Source organism: Exiguobacterium acetylicum DSM 20416 (assembly GCF_000702605.1).
Classification (GTDB): Bacteria; Bacillota; Bacilli; order Exiguobacteriales; family Exiguobacteriaceae; genus Exiguobacterium_A; species Exiguobacterium_A acetylicum.
Genome location: NZ_JNIR01000001.1, coordinates 506,520 through 523,400 on the forward strand (window position 1 = coordinate 506,520; position 16,881 = coordinate 523,400).

The following is a 16,881-nucleotide window of genomic DNA, read 5'->3' on the forward strand; positions in this document are numbered from 1 at the left end:
TTTTGGGGGTGCTCAAGTGAACAGAGAGTGGCAAGTGTTGACGACGCCGGCAATGGAGCCGGCAATGAACATGGCAATTGATGAAGCATTGATTCAGTTCGTCGGGCGTGGTGAAATCGCACCGACGCTTCGTTTTTACTCATGGGAACCACACGGATTAAGTGTTGGTCATTTTCAACGGGCAACCCGTGATATCGATCGAAAGCGGATTGCAGAGCTCGGTATTCCGATCGTGCGTCGGATGACAGGAGGGCGCGCTGTCTTGCATGCAGACGAGTTGACATACAGTGTCGTCATCCCGGAAGATACAGAAGGTTTACCACGCACGGTCATCGAAAGTTATCGGATGTTGACGGAAGGAATTCGCAAAGGATACCATCACCTCGGCATTCCGGTCGAATTTTCCGTTCCGTTGACGGAAGAGGAAAAGGAAGAATTACGGAAGCCGAAATCAGCCGTTTGTTTTGATGCAGCGTCGTATTATGAACTCGCTGTTGGAAAACGGAAAGTCGCCGGAAGTGCACAAGTTCGCCATCAAGGCGTTGTCCTGCAGCACGGTTCGGTCCCACTCTCTGTCGATGAAGGTGAATTGTTTGATTGTTTCTTGTATGATGATGAGTCGACGCGCGAACGGATGAAAGCGCGTTTTTCAGGAAAAGCTGTCGCTTTGAATGAGCTAGCAGGTCGCGCAGTCGCATTTGACGAGGTACGAGAAGCGTTCACGAAAGGCTTCGAAGAGGCGCTTGATTTGTCGTTCGTTCCATTAACGTTCACTAGCGAGCAGTGGCAGGAGATTGAGCGTCTTGCCGAGAAATACCGTAGTGATGAGTGGAACTGGAAACGCTAATGAATGAAATGGGAAGGTGATGTCGTGCCAACTCCGAGTATGGAAGATTATTTGGAACAAATTTATAAACTGATTGAAGATAAGGGGTATGCCCGCGTATCGGATATAGCGGAGTCGTTAGGCGTTCACCCGTCGTCGGTAACAAAGATGGTTCAAAAGCTCGACCGGGAGACGTATCTCGTTTATGAAAAGTATCCGGGTCTCATGCTGACGCCTAAAGGACGCAAAATCGGAAAGCGTCTCGTGGAACGACACGCCTTACTTGAAGATTTTCTTCGTCTCGTTGGTGTGGATGAAGAACTGATCTATAAGGATGTCGAAGGAATCGAGCATCATATTAGTATCGAAGCGTTGGATAAGATCAACGGAATGATTCAGTTCTTCGCAGAACGTCCTGGTTTGAAAGAGGAACTGCATCGCTATCAACAAGCCCATCCAGAGGATTGAGGCTTGTTTTTTTATACTTTTTTTCTAAGAACCTACCTTAAAAACGAACATTCCATTACATTTTAATGATAAAGTGCGCATTTAAAAGGTGTTATGTTATACTGAGCCTGAAAATGGACGAAGGGGGTGACGGGTGTTCGCACCTGGTCATGGAAATTACGATTAAAGAAAAGTTAGTGTCTGAGTCACAACTAAAAGAAAAAGTCCGTGAATTAGCACAACAGATTGAAGCAGATGCTGCCGGACGTCAAATCGTTCTTGTCGTCGTGTTGAAAGGGTCGATGGTCTTTGCTGCGGATTTGATGCGCGAAATCAAAGGAAGCGTTCAAATTGATACAGTCGCGTGCTCTTCTTACGGAACAAAGACCGTCTCTTCAGGGCGTGTCCAGTTGAAGAAAGATCTCGATCTCGATGTGCAAGGGAAATATGTCGTCGTCATCGAAGATATCATCGACACAGGACGGACGCTCCATTTCTTGTGTGATCACATGAAGTTGCATCAACCTGGAGTTCTAAAGGTGTGTACATTGCTTGATAAACCGGCACGTCGTGAAGTAGAACTCGACGCAGACTATGTCGGTTTTGAGATTCCGGATTACTTCGTTGTTGGGTACGGAATCGATTGTGCTGAGGAATACCGCAATTTACCGTATATCGGTTGGGTCGAAACGGATTGAACACGAAAAAAGGAGATTCGTCGCGTGACGAATCTCCTTTTTAATGTACTTCTGAAATTTAGAAAGCACGTTTTTTCTTTTTGCCTTTTTTTTCCTTCGATGACTGTCAGGTGAGGCGCTTTTGAACGATCCCGCAACGGTCTGACTTTATTCGATGCCGGCGCTTTTGAAGACTTGACCGGTTTTTTCTTAAAGTCTGTCCGGCGAACAGAATTCGAAGAGCCATGCATTTTTTTTGATTGAGCGACGGATTTTCGGTACTGAGCGTTCGCACCATTTCCGACGCTTCGATTACGAGTCAGGAACTTAAAGAGTAAGAAGATAATCCCGGCGGTAATCCCGAAGAACAGCAATTGTGAAAACAGACTACTTGGATTGTTGACGAGTTTATATCCGAAGCCGACAAAAGCGAACAGTAACACGACGAGTGCAAATGTAGAACCAATGCGTTGTCTGATCATAATATCACCCCTGTTATCGATTAACCCAGTGCATTCTCATGTAGGTTATGTTCCTGTTTTTCCAACGCTTCAAACGCATAAATCGCAACCTCGATCTGTGAATCATCCGGTTCCTTCGTCGTCAAGTACTGCAACCATAGGCCAGGCAAGGCGATGACGCGAAGTCCTTTAATGTGCTGTGCTTTATTCGTCAGCTGTAACACTTCAAATGAAAGACCGATGACGACCGGTAATAAAGCGATTCGGCAGACGAGACGCAACCAAAGCGGATCCGTTGGCACGATCAGATAGACGAAAAATCCGACGATGACGGTGAAGATCAAGAAACTCGAGCCGCACCGGTAATGAAGCCGACTGCTGACGCGAACGTTCTCGACCGTAAGTGGACGTCCTGACTCGACGCAATTGATGACTTTATGCTCAGCACCATGATATTGGAAAAGTCGTTTAACAAGCGGGGTCAACGAAATCACGTAGAGATAACTGAACAAAAGCGTTAATTTGATTGTTGCTTCAATGACGTTTTGAATGACATGTCCAGACAAGGCTGGAAATACATCGAATAGCGATGCAAGGAAAGCAGGTAGTAACGTAAAGAGTAATTTACCGAAAAAGAATGATAGGATCCCGACGACAGCTACGCCGAGCCATTTCGTCAAAGGACTGGCAGTCGCCTCTTCCGGTTCTTCTTCACCCGGTTTGACACCGTAGCGATCACTTGCGAAGTTCATATGACTTGCGCCATTCGCTGAGGACTCCATCAAAGCAAAGAGACCACGCAAAAGTGGAATTCGTTTTCCTTTGGCGATTCGTGGTCGAACCGGTTTTTGCTGGGCAAACGTCTCGATCGAATCATCATTTCGACGAATCGCGGAGACTGCATGGGTCGCATTTTGGAACATGACGCCTTCGACGATGGCTTGACCACCGACTGGCGGATTAGTCGTTTTCATAATAGAACGCATCCCGTCTTCATTAAAATTAGGTGTATCGTCAGTGTACTTGATTTACGCTAAAAAAACTATGTTCGACTCGTCAAAACGAGGTAATCTTTAGGAGTCGGAAATCGGGTTATGATACAATGAAAAGGAATTCGAGGAGGTGTTTTTTTGCGTGTCTTGATATTAAACGGACCAAACTTGAATTTACTCGGAACACGCGAACCGGATACATATGGAACGGCGACATTAGCCGACTTAGAACACGACCTTCGCGCTTATTTTCCGAACATTCAGTTTCGGTTTGAACAATCGAACCATGAAGGACGACTGATTGATGTTCTTCACGAGGAACGGGGAGCGGACGGCATCGTCTTCAATGCAGCTGCCTATACGCATACGAGTATCGCGTTACGTGACGCGATCGCTGCGATCGAAGCACCCGTCATCGAGGTCCATCTATCGAATGTCCATGCACGTGAATCCTTCCGTCATCATTCGATGATCGCATCCGTCTGTCAAGGCGTCATTGCTGGACTTGGCATGACGGGATATCGTCTGGCAACGGAAGCACTTCAAGCTTTACAACAATCAGAACAAGGGGGAAATCAATCATGAAACAACGGATCGAGGCGTTACAAGCAGCTTTAAAGGAACGGGACCTTCCAGGATTACTCGTCACGAAGGCAGAGAACATTCGTTACATTTCCGGCTTCACGGGTTCAAGTGGTGCATGTCTCGTAACAGAAGAGCAAGCGTACTTCGTGACGGATTTCCGTTACACGGAGCAAGCGGCAGACCAAGTTAAAGGAATGGAGATCGTCCAAATCGAACGGTCGATTCCAGAGACGATGGGCGAATTGATGGCAGGAGCGCGTGTTCGCGCGGTTGGTGTCGAAAAGGATGCGATGACACTCGGTGCTTTTGAAGCGTACGATCAAGCTTCGGCAATCGAGCTTGTTCCGACGACAGGAATCATTGAAAACCTACGCTTGATTAAGGATTCGTCAGAGATTAAGATGATTAAGGAAGCGGTGGAGCTCGCAGACGCGACCTTCCAACACATCTTGACGTACATTCAACCAGGACGAACAGAACTTGAAGTATCAAATGAACTAGAATTCTTCATGCGCAAGCATGGAGCGACGTCTTCTTCTTTCGATACGATCGTGGCGTCAGGCCATCGTTCTGCCTTGCCGCACGGTGTTGCCAGCTCGAAAGTCATTGCGACGGGTGAGCTCGTGACGCTTGATTTCGGAGCGCTCTTGAACGGTTATGTTTCAGATATCACACGGACTGTCGCAGTCGGTCCGATCAATGCCGAATTGCAGAAGATCTACGATACAGTCTTACAAGCGCAACTAGCGGGTGTCGATGGCTTAAAACCAGGTATCACTGGAATCGAAGCGGACGCGTTGACACGTGATATCATCAAAGAAGCAGGTTACGGTGAGTACTTCGGTCACTCGACGGGACACGGTATTGGTCTAGAAGTACATGAAGGACCTGGCTTGTCGTTCCGCTCTGAGACGAAACTTGAACCGGGCATGATCGTTACGGTCGAACCAGGTATCTACGTGCCGCAAGTTGGCGGATGCCGGATTGAAGATGACGTCTTGATCACGGAAACAGGTCGAGAAATTCTTTCGTCTTCACCAAAAGAACTGATCACTCTCTAATTTAGAGTGACGGGACATTTTAGGAGGAACCATTCATGGTATCAGTAAACGATTTAAAAACAGGATTAACGATTAAAACTTCAGACGGTATGATTTGGCAAGTACTTGAATTCCAACATGTTAAACCAGGTAAAGGGGCAGCTTTCGTTCGGACGAAAATGCGTAACATCCGTAACGGAAACATCCAAGAGATGACATTCCGTGGTGGTGAGCGTGTCGAGCGTGCACACATCGAGCGTAACAAGATGCAATACCTTTACCCAATGGGTGAGACTTACGTCTTCATGGACACAGAATCGTATGAGCAATTGGAATTGACGACGGCGCAAGTCGAAGCAGCTCTTCCATACTTGCTTGAAAACATGGAAGTTCAAATCGCGGTTTACAACGGCGAAATCCTAGGTCTTGAATTACCGAACACAGTCGTCATGACGATCGTTGAAGCAGAGCCTGGCGTTAAGGGTGATACAGCTTCGAACGTCAAGAAAAATGCGACAGTGGAGACAGGTCACATCATTCAAGTACCACTCTTCATCGAAGCAGGCGAAAAAGTAACGGTTGATACACGTACAGGTGATTTCACAGGTCGTTACAACGGATAATATTGAAACGACAAGACGTCTCTCACCTTCTATCAGGTCGAGAGACGTCTTTTTTCATCCAGCTTGACTTGCATCCAATGGTATGACCAGTTAATATAAGTATTTGAGTAGGCATTAGCACCTGGTATAATAATTGTGAATACAGCATAGATGGGGGAAGAATGACAGATGAAAATCGATCAGCTGAAACAAGTACTCGAAATGCTCGATCAGTCGAGTGTAAATGAACTCTCACTCGAGACGGATACGTATAAATTAAAGTTGAAGAAACAAGGAGAAACGGTGACGGTCTCGCACCAAGCACCCGCTGCTCCAGTGGCGGCACCTGCTCCTGTGAAGCAAGCAGCGGCACCAGTCGAGGAAGAGGCGACTGCGGATGATACGGTCACGATCAATGCCTTGATGGTCGGAACGTTCTATTCACGTCCGAATCCGGATAAACCGGCATACGTCAAAGTCGGGGATCAGATTGAAGTAGGTCAGATCGTCTGTGTCCTTGAAGCGATGAAACTCTTCAACAACTTAAACTCGGAAGTATCTGGAACGGTCGTCGAGATTCTTGTCGCCGATGGAGATCTCGTTGAATTTGGTCAACCACTCTTCCGGATCCGTCCGTAAACGGGGGGGAACAGCATGGAAAAATTATTGATTGCCAACCGTGGAGAAATCGCCGTCCGCATCATTCGAGCGGCAAAGGAACTTGGAATACAGACCGTTGCTGTCTACTCGACGGCAGATAAGGAAGCCTTACACGTTCGTTTAGCCGATGAGGCGTACTGCATCGGTGAGGCGAGTTCTGCTTCATCCTACTTAAACGTTACGAATATCCTCGCAATCGCAACGAACCGTCAAGTAACGATGATCCACCCGGGTTACGGTTTCCTAGCCGAGAACGTTGATTTTGCTGAGATGTGTGAAGCGTGCGGAATCAAGTTCGTTGGTCCGACGTCGGATGCGATCCGTCAGATGGGGATCAAGGACGTCGCGAAGAAGACGATGATCGAGTGTGGAGTGCCTGTCGTGCCGGGTTCGGATGGAACGGTCACGGACGAAGAAGCGGTCGCACTGGCGCAAGAAATTGGTTATCCAGTCATCATCAAAGCAACAGCCGGTGGTGGAGGTAAAGGGATTCGGGTCGCTCGTTCGGAAGAAGAGCTGATCAACGGGCTAAGTGAGACACGTCGTGAAGCAAAACAAGCTTTCGGAAACGGGGATGTCTATTTAGAACGCTTCATCGAAGAATTCCGCCATGTCGAGGTACAAGTCCTCGCTGACCGACACGGGAATGTCATTCACCTTGGTGAACGGGATTGTACCGTCCAGCGTCGGATGCAAAAACTGATCGAGGAAGCGCCGTCACCTGCGGTCAGTGAAGCGACACGATTGAAGATGGGTGAGGCTGCCGTAAAAGCCGCAAAAGCCGCAAAAGCGATTCAGTACACGGGAGCAGGAACGATCGAATTCATTTTTGTCGAAGAGACCGAAGAATTCTTCTTCATGGAGATGAATACGCGCATTCAAGTCGAACACCCGGTAACGGAAATGATCACTGGGTTCGACCTCGTTCAAGCGCAATTGCAAGTGGCGCTTGATCATCCGCTTGCCGTCAAACAAAAGGATATCAAGTTCCACGGTCATTCGATCGAATGCCGGATCAATGCCGAGGATCCAGACCATGATTTCCGTCCGTCTGCTGGACGTGTCACACAATACGTGACACCAGGCGGAATGGGCGTACGTATCGATAGCGCGGTCTATCCGGGGTACATGATTCCGCCTTACTATGACTCGATGGTCGCGAAGTTGATCGTCCATGCGGAAACACGGGAAGAAGCATGTGCGAAGATGGAACGTGCACTGGCTGAATTTTGGATCGAAGGTGTCAAAACGACGATCCCGTTCCACGAACGTGTTCTTAGTCACCCGGTATTCCGACGTGGTACGTTCACGACGAAATTCGCAGAGCGTGAGCTAAAAGGTACGATCGTTAACTGAATCAGGACGGGAGTTTGTGCGACGAACTCCCGTCTTTTTTTTGGCGTTCTCTATGTTTTTTAAAAGAGGAATGTGCTAAACTAACTGATTGAGAACGACAAAAAAAGGAGCACGCAAAATCATGATGAAACGACACATGGCACGCGAACTCGCAGTCCAATCTTTGTTCCAAATGGAGCTTTCGGATCTGACTGCACAAGAGGCCATTGAATTCGCGGTAGAAGGTAAGGAATATGACACATTCGTCGAGCAATTGGTGAATGGCGTCGAAACAAACAAAGCAACGATTGATCAGCACATTCGTGAAGCACTCGTCAACTGGTCATTCGAACGACTCGGAAACATCGAGCGGACTATTCTTCGCTTAGCCGTCTACGAATTATTGTTCGAAACGAACATTCCTGTTCGAGTGACGATCAACGAAGCGATTGAATTGACGAAAGCGTTCGCAGATGAAGAAGCGACGAAAATCGTCAACGGTGTTCTTGGTAAAGTCGCACAAGGCGTCGTCAAAGAAAATTCATAAACCTGTAAAACCGAATAGAGACAAACAGACAGAAGAGTGAATCGAACTTTTTGGGGGAGTGGACAAATCATGGCAGTAGTAATCGATGGAAAACAGGTAGCCCATTCATATCGTATGAAGCTGAAAGAAGAAGTCGCACGTCTGAAAGAACAGCGGATTCAACCGCAATTGACTGTCATCCTGATTGGCGAAGATCCTGCTAGTCAGTCCTATGTACGTGGTAAAGAAAAGGCGGCGAAGGAAATCGGCATGGATTCGGAGTTGATCCGACTTCGGGCAGAAACAACGGAATCAGAGCTTCTTCACTTGATCGAACGTCTGAATGTTGATGCGAGTGTCCATGGGATTCTCGTCCAATTGCCGTTGCCTGACCATATTGATGAGAGCAAAGTCATTTTTGCGATTTCTCCTGAAAAGGACGTCGATGGATTTCATCCTGTCTCTGTCGGGAAAATGATGATTGGTGAACCGACATTTTTACCGTGTACACCAAACGGCATTCTTCATCTTGTCAAAGAGATGAACGTACCGATTGCCGGTCAACACGTCGTTGTCGTCGGTCGTAGCCAAATCGTCGGTAAACCCGTTGGTATGTTGTTCTTGAATGAATCGGCTACCGTTTCCTATTGTCATTCAAAAACGAAAGACCTCGGTGCGATGACGCGTCAAGCGGATATCTTGATCGTCGCAGTCGGTGTACCGAAGCTGATTACTGCGGATATGGTGAAACCGGATGCTGTCGTCATTGATGTTGGTGTCAACCGTGTCGATGGCAAACTCGTCGGTGATGTCGAGTTTGATACAGTACAAGATGTTGCATCGATGATCACACCTGTTCCGGGTGGCGTTGGTCCGATGACGATCACGATGCTACTGCATAATACGATTGAGGCTGCGCGATGAGCGAACCTCTTCACGTTTCCGATTTAGTCCACTATGTCAAACGTGAACTAGAAGGCGACGCCCTTCTGCAACAAGTCCAGGTGGTGGGAGAAGTGTCGAATTTTAAACGACACTCTTCCGGTCACCTTTATTTTACGTTGAAGGATGAGCAATCACGGATGAAAGCCGTCATGTTTGCCCGGGATGCGAGTCGCGTCAAAGCAGACGTTCGCGATGGGATGCGTGTTGTCGTTACGGCACGCTTATCCGTCTACGTCTCTTCTGGAGAGATGCAACTCTATGTCGAACGGATGACGGAAGACGGTGTAGGAGCGCTGTATGAGGCGTTCTCACGCTTGAAGATGGATCTAGAAGAGCGTGGTTGGTTTGATCCAGCAATCAAACAGCCGTTGCCAGCTTTTCCGGAACGCATCGGAATCATTACATCTCCAAAAGGAGCGGCGCTTCATGACATCGCAACGACACTCCGGCGCCGTTATCCGCAAGCGGCCATCGTCTTCGCCCCGGTCCTTGTACAAGGAGCGGATGCGGCACCACAAATCAGCCGTGCCATTCAGCTGATGAATGAGCATGCTGCCTGTGATGTGTTGATCATTGGTCGTGGTGGTGGTTCGATTGAGGAGCTGTGGGCATTCAATGAGATGTCTGTCGTGACAGCCGTGTTTGAATCACGCATTCCGATCGTCTCTGCTGTCGGTCACGAAACGGATTTTACAATCAGTGATTTCGTCGCCGACGTTCGTGCTGCTACACCAACGGCAGCGGCAGAACTTGTCACTCCGGAAGCAGAGGCACTCACTCGACGGGTGCAGGATGTGAAGCGTCGTTTAGAACGAACCTATGCACAACTTCTCAAAAGCAAACAGGAGCAAGTGACACGGCTTGCGGCGAGCTACGGTCTGAAATCACCACGCGTCCTACTCGGACTGAAGCAGGAACAATTGGACCGAGCAGAAATGTCACTCCAAAAGGAGATCAAGCAAGTAATAGCGCAACACCAGCAACAGGTGGAGCGTCTTGACACACGCTTAATGCGTGTGCCGATGCGGGATCGCTTCGTGCAACAACGGGCGACGATTGAACAATCACGACGTCGACTCGAAATCGTTCGTCGACTCTTGCAATCGAAGCAACAACAGGTGCGTCATGTGCTCGCGCGACTCGACTCCGTCAGTCCGACGCATGTTCTGATGCGCGGCTATACGTATGTCGAACAGGATGGACAAATCGTCCGTTCCGCGAAGGCATTGACAGCGTCTTCGTTCGATATCCGATTCCATGATGGAACGATTCGTGCTAAACGAGAGGATGGGGAGTAAGAATGGAGACGGAACAATCTTTTGAAGAAGCACTGGAACGATTAGAAGAAATCGTCACGTTACTCGAAGAGGGCGAAGCTCCTCTTGAACAAGCGATGGCTCTATATGAAGAAGGCGTCAAACTGACGGCTCTTTGCCAAGGGAAGTTATCCGTTGCTGAGAAAAAACTCGATCAAATCCTGGAGCAAGATGGTACGCTTCGGGAAAAAGGAGGAGCGCAATGATTGCTTTGAATGAGTGGAAGACACAAGTCGAAAACAAAATGGAAGAGTTCATGGAGCGACTCGACGCACCGGATCGTTTACGCGATTCGATGCGGTATTCACTCGATGCGGGTGGGAAACGAATTCGCCCAGCCTTGATTTATGCGGTACTCGATGCTTTTTCGATCGACCGTGCAAAAGGTGACGCGACTGCTGCGGCACTCGAGATGATTCATACATACTCACTGATTCATGATGACCTTCCAGCAATGGACGATGATGATCTGCGTCGAGGGCGTCCGACGAATCATATCGCTTTTGATGAAGCGACAGCGATTTTAGCAGGAGATGCCTTGCTCACGAACGCCTTCAGCTGTCTTCTTGAGACACCGGCTTCGCCAGAAGTGAAGCTTGCTCTTGTCGAACGGTTGTCAGCAGCAGCAGGTGCTACAGGTATGGTCGGAGGTCAACTCGACGATATGCTCGGAGAGCGCGGCGGCATCAATGACGTAGCGGAGCTTGAGTCGATTCACCGTCGGAAAACAGGAGCACTCCTCGTCTTTGCAGTCGAAGCGGGTGGATTGCTTGCTTCGGTCAGCTCGAGCGATCTTGATCACTTGAAGCAATACGGTCGCCATCTCGGAATCGCATTCCAAATTCAAGATGACATCTTGGACGTGACGGGAGATGCTGAAAAAATCGGCAAACCGGTCGGTAGCGACGAAGGGAACGAAAAAGCAACGTATCCAAAATTACTGGGTCTTGAAGGAGCGAAACGCGCACTGACAGCTCAGGTGGAAGCAGCGGAACAAGCGATTGATGCATTATCAGTCGAAGCGACGACACTTAAGGAACTGCTCGACTTCGTGGTCAAGCGCGACCATTAAGCAGGACGACGCATCTGCGTCGTCTTTTTCTATGCTGACAATGGCGCTCGATAGATTGTTCTAGTACAATGTAGGGTACAAACCCTATAAGATTGTAAGGAAAAGAGGCGGTAAGGTATGAAATTGACAGAAATACAGGATCCGTCATTTTTAAAGCGTATGTCGGTCTCCGAACTCGAAGTACTCGCAGGCGATATTCGACGCTTTTTGATTGAAGAATTAGCGACGACAGGTGGACACTTGGCACCGAACCTCGGTGTCGTCGAGTTGACGCTTGCGTTGCATCGTGAATTCGACAGTCCGAATGACAAGTTCGTCTGGGATGTCGGGCACCAAGCATACGTGCATAAGATTTTGACAGGACGTGCGAGCCAGTTTGATACGCTCCGTCAGCACAAAGGACTCTGTGGGTTCCCGAAACGCAATGAGAGTGTGCATGACGTCTGGGAGACAGGACACAGCTCGACGTCCTTGTCAGCAGCAATGGGGATTGCTGTTTCGAACGAACTGAGCGGTAAGAGTGATCGTGCAGTCGCGATCATTGGTGACGGTGCTTTGACAGGTGGTATGGCACTCGAAGCATTGAATCATATTGGAGCAGAACAACAAAACGTCATCGTCATCTTGAACGATAACGAGATGTCGATTGCACCAAACGTTGGGGCGATGCATCAAATGCTTGGACGAATTCGTTCATCGCGTAAAGTGCGTTTTGCCCAAGACGAGCTTGAAACGTTGATCAAAAAGATTCCGGTCATTGGCGGACGTCTTGAAAAAGGAAGCGAGAAGTTGAAGGAAGCTGTTAAAGGCGCACTTGTTCCTGGCATGTTCTTTGAAGAGCTCGGCTTCAACTATTATGGTCCAGTCGATGGGCACGATCTTGATGATTTAATCGAACAGCTCAATTACGTGAAAAAAGAAGAAGGTCCTGTCCTGCTTCATGTCATCACGAAAAAAGGGAAAGGCTATCGTCCGGCAGAGTTCGATGGTGTCGGCACATGGCATGGTCTTGGACCGTACAAGATGGAGTCTGGCGAAGTCATCAAAGGGAAATCAAAAGCACCTAGTTACTCCTTTACGGTAGCGGATACTTTAACAAAGATGGCACGCGATGATGAAAAGCTGACGTTGATCACGCCAGCGATGAGCGTCGGTTCAAAACTCGATTGTTTTGAAAAAGAATTCCCAGAGCGGATGTTTGACGTCGGGATTGCAGAACAACATGCAGTGACGTTCGCAGCTGGTCAAGCGACGCAAGGCATGAAACCTGTCGTATCGATCTACTCGACCTTCTTCCAACGTGCATACGATCAGCTTGTTCACGACGTGGCTCGTCAAAATCTAGATGTGACGTTTACGATTGACCGGTCAGGTCTCGTTGGTGCAGATGGTGAGACACATCAAGGGGTCTTCGATATCGCTTTCATGCGTCACGTACCGAACATTCGAATCGTCATGGCGAAGGATGAGAACGAACTGCAACACTTGCTCTATTCAGCCGTCAAATATGAAGGACCAATCGCCGTTCGTTTCCCACGTGGAGAAGGTATCGGTGTACCAATGGACGAGACATTGCATGAAATTTCGCTCGATACATGGGAAGTCGAACGCGAAGGAACGGACGTCGCGATCCTTGCATTCGGACCACAAGTACAAGATGCACTCAAAATCGCGGATCTCCTAGCAGACGAACTGTCGGTTCGTGTCATCAATGCTCGGACGATCAAACCGCTTGATGAGAAGATGCTGAATGCTCTTTACGCAGAAGGCATTCCACTCGTGACGCTCGAAGAAGCCGTCTTAAAAGGTGGATTCGGATCAGCTGTCCTTGAGCATGCGAACGAGCAGGAAGCATCCCCACGCGTCAAACGCTTCGGTATTCCGGATTGGTATATCGAGCACGGCGGTGTCAACGAATTACTTGAAGAAATCGGATTATTACCTGGACAAATCGCAGAAGAAATACGCGCTTTCGTCAATCAAGGAAAGAAACAGAGTGTGTGACGATTCATGGAAAATGTAAAAAAAATCCGCCTCGACGTTCTTCTCGTCGAGCGCGGTTTGTTTGAAACGCGTGAAAAAGCGAAACGATCGATCATGGCTGGACTTGTCTTTAGCGGAACGGAACGATTAGAGAAGGCTGGTGAGAAGGTCAAGTCGGACATCGACCTGCATGTTAAAGGTCAGTTGATGCCTTATGTCGGTCGTGGAGGCTTCAAGATGGAAAAGGCACTTCAAGTATTCGATTTCGATGTCGCTGGTAAAACAGGTCTCGATATTGGATCGTCAACAGGTGGCTTTACCGATTGCTCCTTACAAAATGGAGCAGCGCATATGTATGCGCTTGATGTCGGTTCCAATCAGCTGGACTGGAAGCTTCGTTCGGATGATCGTGTGACGGTGATGGAGAAAACGAACTTTCGGCACGCAACACCAGATATGTTCCCTGTTGCGCCACAGTTTGCGACGATTGATGTCTCATTCATCTCGTTACGGTTGATGCTTCCACCTCTGAAGACGATCCTCGTCGAAGGAGGAGATGTCATGGCGCTCGTCAAACCGCAATTCGAAGCGGGGCGTGATGATATCGGTAAAAAAGGCATCGTGCGGGATGAACGGATTCATGTCCGCGTCCTCGATGAGATGGTTGAATTCTTCATTCAACAAGGGTTCTATGTGAAACAGCTCGACTATTCGCCGATTACCGGTGGAGAGGGGAACATCGAGTTCTTATTGCATGCGCGCCTTGGTCAACCAGGACTTGATCCATCTGTCCATGCGACAGAGACAGTCAAGCAAGCACATGCTAGTCTTTAAACGAACAGATGAAAACGAGGACGGATCCGGTTCATGGGTCCGTCCTCATTGTTGTTCGGAGCGACGAAAACCGTATAATAAAATGGCAAACGTGGACTTTTAATGATTTATTGGATTACAATAGTAACATCGAAGAATACTGTGAGGTGCAGGAATGACAAAGGGGCAACGGTTGATTAAGATTCGGGAGATCATCACCCAGTCGGAAGTAGAAACCCAAGATGAATTGGTAGAGGAATTACGGAATGCAGGATATAAGGTGACACAGGCAACGGTATCACGAGATATCAAGGAACTTCATCTCGTTAAGGTTCCGTTGAATGATGGACGTTATAAATACAGCTTACCCGCTGACCAACGCTTCAACCCACTCAGGAAATTGCGGCGTCTGCTCGGTGACAGCTTCATCTCGATTGATTCTGCTCAAAATCTGATTGTCATGCATGTCCTGCCGGGAAATGCGAACGCAGTCGCCGTCTTACTGGACCATTTGAGCTGGAACGAACTGCTTGGCACGGTGTGTGGGGACGATACGATCCTATTGATCGCACGAAGTGAGGAACAAGCGAAAGAAGTGACCGAACGAATTTTAGAAATGCTGTAAGGAGTTGACAGGATGCTAGCTGAATTATCGATCAAACAATTTGCGATCATTGACGAGCTACAGATCGACTTTAAAAAAGGAATGACCGTCTTGACTGGGGAAACAGGTGCCGGTAAATCGATCGTTCTCGACGCGATCGGTTTATTGATTGGTGGACGTGGATCCGCGGAATTCGTTCGATACGGGGAAGATCGGGCGGAACTAGAAGGATTGTTTCTGATTGAAGACGACCATCTCGTCTATGGTCTTGCAGAAGAGTATGGTATCGATATCGAAGATGGATTGATCATCTTACGACGTGATCTGTTCGCGACCGGGAAAAGTGTCTGTCGCGTCAACAATAAGCTGGTCACACTGACGATCTTACGTGAGTTCGGGCGTGTCCTCGTCGACATGCACGGGCAACATGAACATCAGCATTTAATGGACAGTACGTATCATCAAGCGATTCTCGATGACTTCGCGCAAGAGACGATTGCGCCGCTCCTTCAAGCCTATCAATCCGGTTATCAAGCGTATGAAGAAAAACGGACGGCGCTGCAATCGCTCGCGCAAAGTGAGCAAGAACTCGCTCAACGGATCGATCTACTATCGTTTCAGACAGAAGAGATTGAAGGCGCAAAACTTCGAGCGCATGAGGAAGATGAGTTGCTCGTCGAACGAAATCGTCTCGCGAATTTCGAGAAGTTATATGCATCGTTAAAGACAGCGTATGATGCTTTGCATGATGAGATGCGCGGCATCGACTCTGTTGGAGACGCGATGCGTGAATTACAGCAAGCATCAAGCATCGATGAACAGTTTTCGCAGCAGAGTGACGCGATCGCAAGCGCTTTTTATGGACTGGAAGAAGTCGGATATGCGATTCGAGATCAACTCGAAACACTTGAGTTTGATTCCAATCGACTCGATGAGATCGAACAACGTCTATCGGTCTTTCAACAGCTGAAACGAAAATACGGGGCGACAATCGAGGAAGTCATCGCGTATGGGGAGAAGATTCGAGTTGAACTCGATACGATGACGAATCGAGATGAACGGATTGAACGATTAAAAGCTGAAGTCGAACAGCTCGAAGGCGAATTGTTTGATATAGGTGGTCGACTCTCGCAACAGCGTCGAAAAGCGGCAGTTCAATTAAGCGAAGCGATTCATCTGGAATTGCGTGAGCTCTACATGGAGAAAGCACGGTTTGAAATTCGTTTTCTTCAAGACGGGAAGACACCGATGCTACGCAAGAACGGGATCGACCAAGTCGAGTTCTTCATCATGACGAATGCGGGAGAGCCATTCAAGTCGCTCGGAAAAGTCGCATCGGGCGGGGAGTTATCTCGTATCATGCTCGGATTGAAGTCAATCTTCTCGCGCTCGGTTGGAGTCGCTTCGATCATTTTCGATGAAGTCGATACAGGAGTATCGGGTCGTGTCGCACAAGCGATGGCTGAAAAAATCTATCGTTTGTCAGTAGACGGACAAGTACTCTGTATTACGCACTTACCGCAAGTCGCTTCGATGGCTGATCAACATCTCTATATTCGGAAGATTGAAGAGACGGATCGTACGACGACACAGGTCAATGTCTTGTCTCAGTCAGACCGAGGAAACGAACTTGGACGGATGATTTCCGGTGCACATATGACGGATTTGACGTTACGCCATGCCGAGGAATTGATGGATCAGGCGAAGACGATGAAAGAATCGCTTAAAAATGGGGTGTAAGGATTGATTAAAGTCGGGATAGCAGATGATAATCGCGAAATGGTCGAACTGATTCGCCAGCATATCTCTGCGCAAGAAGACATGGAAGTCGTTTGCGTCGCCTACAATGGCGAGAGTTGTCTCGAACGCATGAAAGAACACGAAGTGGATGTATTGCTCCTCGACATCATCATGCCTCATTTAGATGGGCTTGGTGTTCTCGAAGAATTGATGAAGAAAAAGAAGAACCCTGCTGTCATCATGTTGAGTAGACTGAC

Annotated in this window: 19 protein-coding genes and 1 pseudogene; 18 read left to right on the plus strand and 2 right to left on the minus strand. The window is 48.3% G+C overall.

The features are described from left to right. Positions 1 to 16: 16 nt before the first annotated feature. The 3 genes from P401_RS0102570 to hpt all read left to right on the plus strand — a co-directional run bounded on the left by P401_RS0102570 (position 17) and on the right by hpt (position 1,971). Positions 17 to 847: a lipoate--protein ligase family protein gene (locus tag P401_RS0102570; protein WP_029341086.1), complete on the plus strand. Its 831-nt coding sequence runs from the start codon at positions 17 to 19 to the stop codon at positions 845 to 847. 24 nt (positions 848 to 871) lie between these two features. Continuing rightward, a complete protein-coding gene (gene mntR / locus P401_RS0102575; protein ID WP_029341087.1) occupies positions 872 to 1,294 on the plus strand; it encodes a transcriptional regulator MntR in 423 nt (140 codons plus the stop codon). A gap of 149 nt (positions 1,295 to 1,443) precedes the next feature. Continuing rightward, on the plus strand, positions 1,444 to 1,971 hold the full coding sequence (gene hpt / locus P401_RS0102580; RefSeq protein WP_029341088.1) for a hypoxanthine phosphoribosyltransferase: 528 nt from the start codon (positions 1,444 to 1,446) through the stop codon (positions 1,969 to 1,971). Here the strand turns inward: hpt and P401_RS18220 are convergent. Beyond that, a complete protein-coding gene (locus tag P401_RS18220) occupies positions 1,890 to 2,432 on the minus strand; it encodes an SA1362 family protein (protein WP_236627060.1) in 543 nt (180 codons plus the stop codon). The two genes, hpt and P401_RS18220, sit on opposite strands and share 82 nt — an antisense overlap. 20 nt (positions 2,433 to 2,452) lie before the next feature. Then, positions 2,453 to 3,385 carry a DUF1385 domain-containing protein gene (locus tag P401_RS0102585; RefSeq protein ID WP_029341089.1) on the minus strand — a complete coding sequence of 311 codons (933 nt, stop codon included), beginning with the start codon at positions 3,383 to 3,385 and terminating at the stop codon, positions 2,453 to 2,455. Positions 3,386 to 3,541: 156 nt separating this feature from the next. On the opposite strand from P401_RS0102585, the gene aroQ reads away from it, so the two are divergent. The 15 genes and pseudogenes from aroQ to P401_RS0102660 form a co-directional block, all read left to right on the plus strand. After that, positions 3,542 to 3,988, plus strand: coding sequence for a type II 3-dehydroquinate dehydratase (gene aroQ, locus P401_RS0102590; RefSeq protein ID WP_029341090.1), 447 nt, complete (start codon positions 3,542 to 3,544; stop codon positions 3,986 to 3,988). After that, the gene (locus tag P401_RS0102595) at positions 3,985 to 5,049 is read left to right on the plus strand and encodes a M24 family metallopeptidase (RefSeq protein ID WP_029341091.1); all 1,065 of its coding nucleotides are present in this window, start codon (positions 3,985 to 3,987) and stop codon (positions 5,047 to 5,049) included. The genes aroQ and P401_RS0102595 overlap by 4 nt, the downstream gene beginning before the upstream one ends. 35 nt (positions 5,050 to 5,084) lie before the next feature. Further along, a complete protein-coding gene (gene efp / locus P401_RS0102600; RefSeq protein WP_023467577.1) occupies positions 5,085 to 5,651 on the plus strand; it encodes an elongation factor P in 567 nt (188 codons plus the stop codon). Positions 5,652 to 5,819: 168 nt separating this feature from the next. Then, positions 5,820 to 6,269 carry an acetyl-CoA carboxylase biotin carboxyl carrier protein gene (accB, locus tag P401_RS0102605; protein ID WP_029341092.1) on the plus strand — a complete coding sequence of 150 codons (450 nt, stop codon included), beginning with the start codon at positions 5,820 to 5,822 and terminating at the stop codon, positions 6,267 to 6,269. A 15-nt stretch (positions 6,270 to 6,284) separates the two neighbouring features. Beyond that, the gene (accC, locus tag P401_RS0102610) at positions 6,285 to 7,646 is read left to right on the plus strand and encodes an acetyl-CoA carboxylase biotin carboxylase subunit (RefSeq protein WP_029341093.1); all 1,362 of its coding nucleotides are present in this window, start codon (positions 6,285 to 6,287) and stop codon (positions 7,644 to 7,646) included. Positions 7,647 to 7,767: 121 nt separating this feature from the next. Continuing rightward, positions 7,768 to 8,172, plus strand: coding sequence for a transcription antitermination factor NusB (gene nusB, locus P401_RS0102615; protein WP_023467580.1), 405 nt, complete (start codon positions 7,768 to 7,770; stop codon positions 8,170 to 8,172). A gap of 69 nt (positions 8,173 to 8,241) precedes the next feature. Continuing rightward, the gene (gene folD / locus P401_RS0102620) at positions 8,242 to 9,075 is read left to right on the plus strand and encodes a bifunctional methylenetetrahydrofolate dehydrogenase/methenyltetrahydrofolate cyclohydrolase FolD (RefSeq protein ID WP_081834682.1); all 834 of its coding nucleotides are present in this window, start codon (positions 8,242 to 8,244) and stop codon (positions 9,073 to 9,075) included. Then, complete coding sequence (xseA, locus tag P401_RS0102625; RefSeq protein WP_029341096.1) at positions 9,072 to 10,394, plus strand: exodeoxyribonuclease VII large subunit; 1,323 nt, start codon at positions 9,072 to 9,074, stop codon at positions 10,392 to 10,394. Before folD ends, xseA begins: the two co-directional genes overlap by 4 nt. A 2-nt stretch (positions 10,395 to 10,396) precedes the next feature. Beyond that, on the plus strand, positions 10,397 to 10,618 hold the full coding sequence (xseB, locus tag P401_RS0102630; RefSeq protein WP_023467583.1) for an exodeoxyribonuclease VII small subunit: 222 nt from the start codon (positions 10,397 to 10,399) through the stop codon (positions 10,616 to 10,618). Then, positions 10,615 to 11,484 (plus strand): polyprenyl synthetase family protein, encoded by an 870-nt coding sequence (locus tag P401_RS0102635; protein ID WP_029341097.1) that lies wholly within the window; start codon positions 10,615 to 10,617, stop codon positions 11,482 to 11,484. Before xseB ends, P401_RS0102635 begins: the two co-directional genes overlap by 4 nt. Positions 11,485 to 11,601: 117 nt before the next feature. Then, the gene (gene dxs / locus P401_RS0102640; protein ID WP_029341098.1) at positions 11,602 to 13,488 is read left to right on the plus strand and encodes a 1-deoxy-D-xylulose-5-phosphate synthase; all 1,887 of its coding nucleotides are present in this window, start codon (positions 11,602 to 11,604) and stop codon (positions 13,486 to 13,488) included. Positions 13,489 to 13,494: 6 nt separating this feature from the next. Then, positions 13,495 to 14,301, plus strand: a complete 807-nt coding sequence (locus P401_RS0102645) for a TlyA family RNA methyltransferase (protein WP_029341099.1) — start codon at positions 13,495 to 13,497, stop codon at positions 14,299 to 14,301. 154 nt (positions 14,302 to 14,455) lie between these two features. Next, complete coding sequence (gene ahrC / locus P401_RS0102650; RefSeq protein WP_029341100.1) at positions 14,456 to 14,905, plus strand: transcriptional regulator AhrC/ArgR; 450 nt, start codon at positions 14,456 to 14,458, stop codon at positions 14,903 to 14,905. A 12-nt stretch (positions 14,906 to 14,917) separates the two neighbouring features. Beyond that, a complete protein-coding gene (recN, locus tag P401_RS0102655) occupies positions 14,918 to 16,624 on the plus strand; it encodes a DNA repair protein RecN (RefSeq protein ID WP_029341101.1) in 1,707 nt (568 codons plus the stop codon). Positions 16,625 to 16,627: 3 nt separating this feature from the next. After that, positions 16,628 to 16,873, plus strand: a pseudogene (locus tag P401_RS0102660) (response regulator); the annotation flags it as partial. Positions 16,874 to 16,881: the final 8 nt, after the last annotated feature.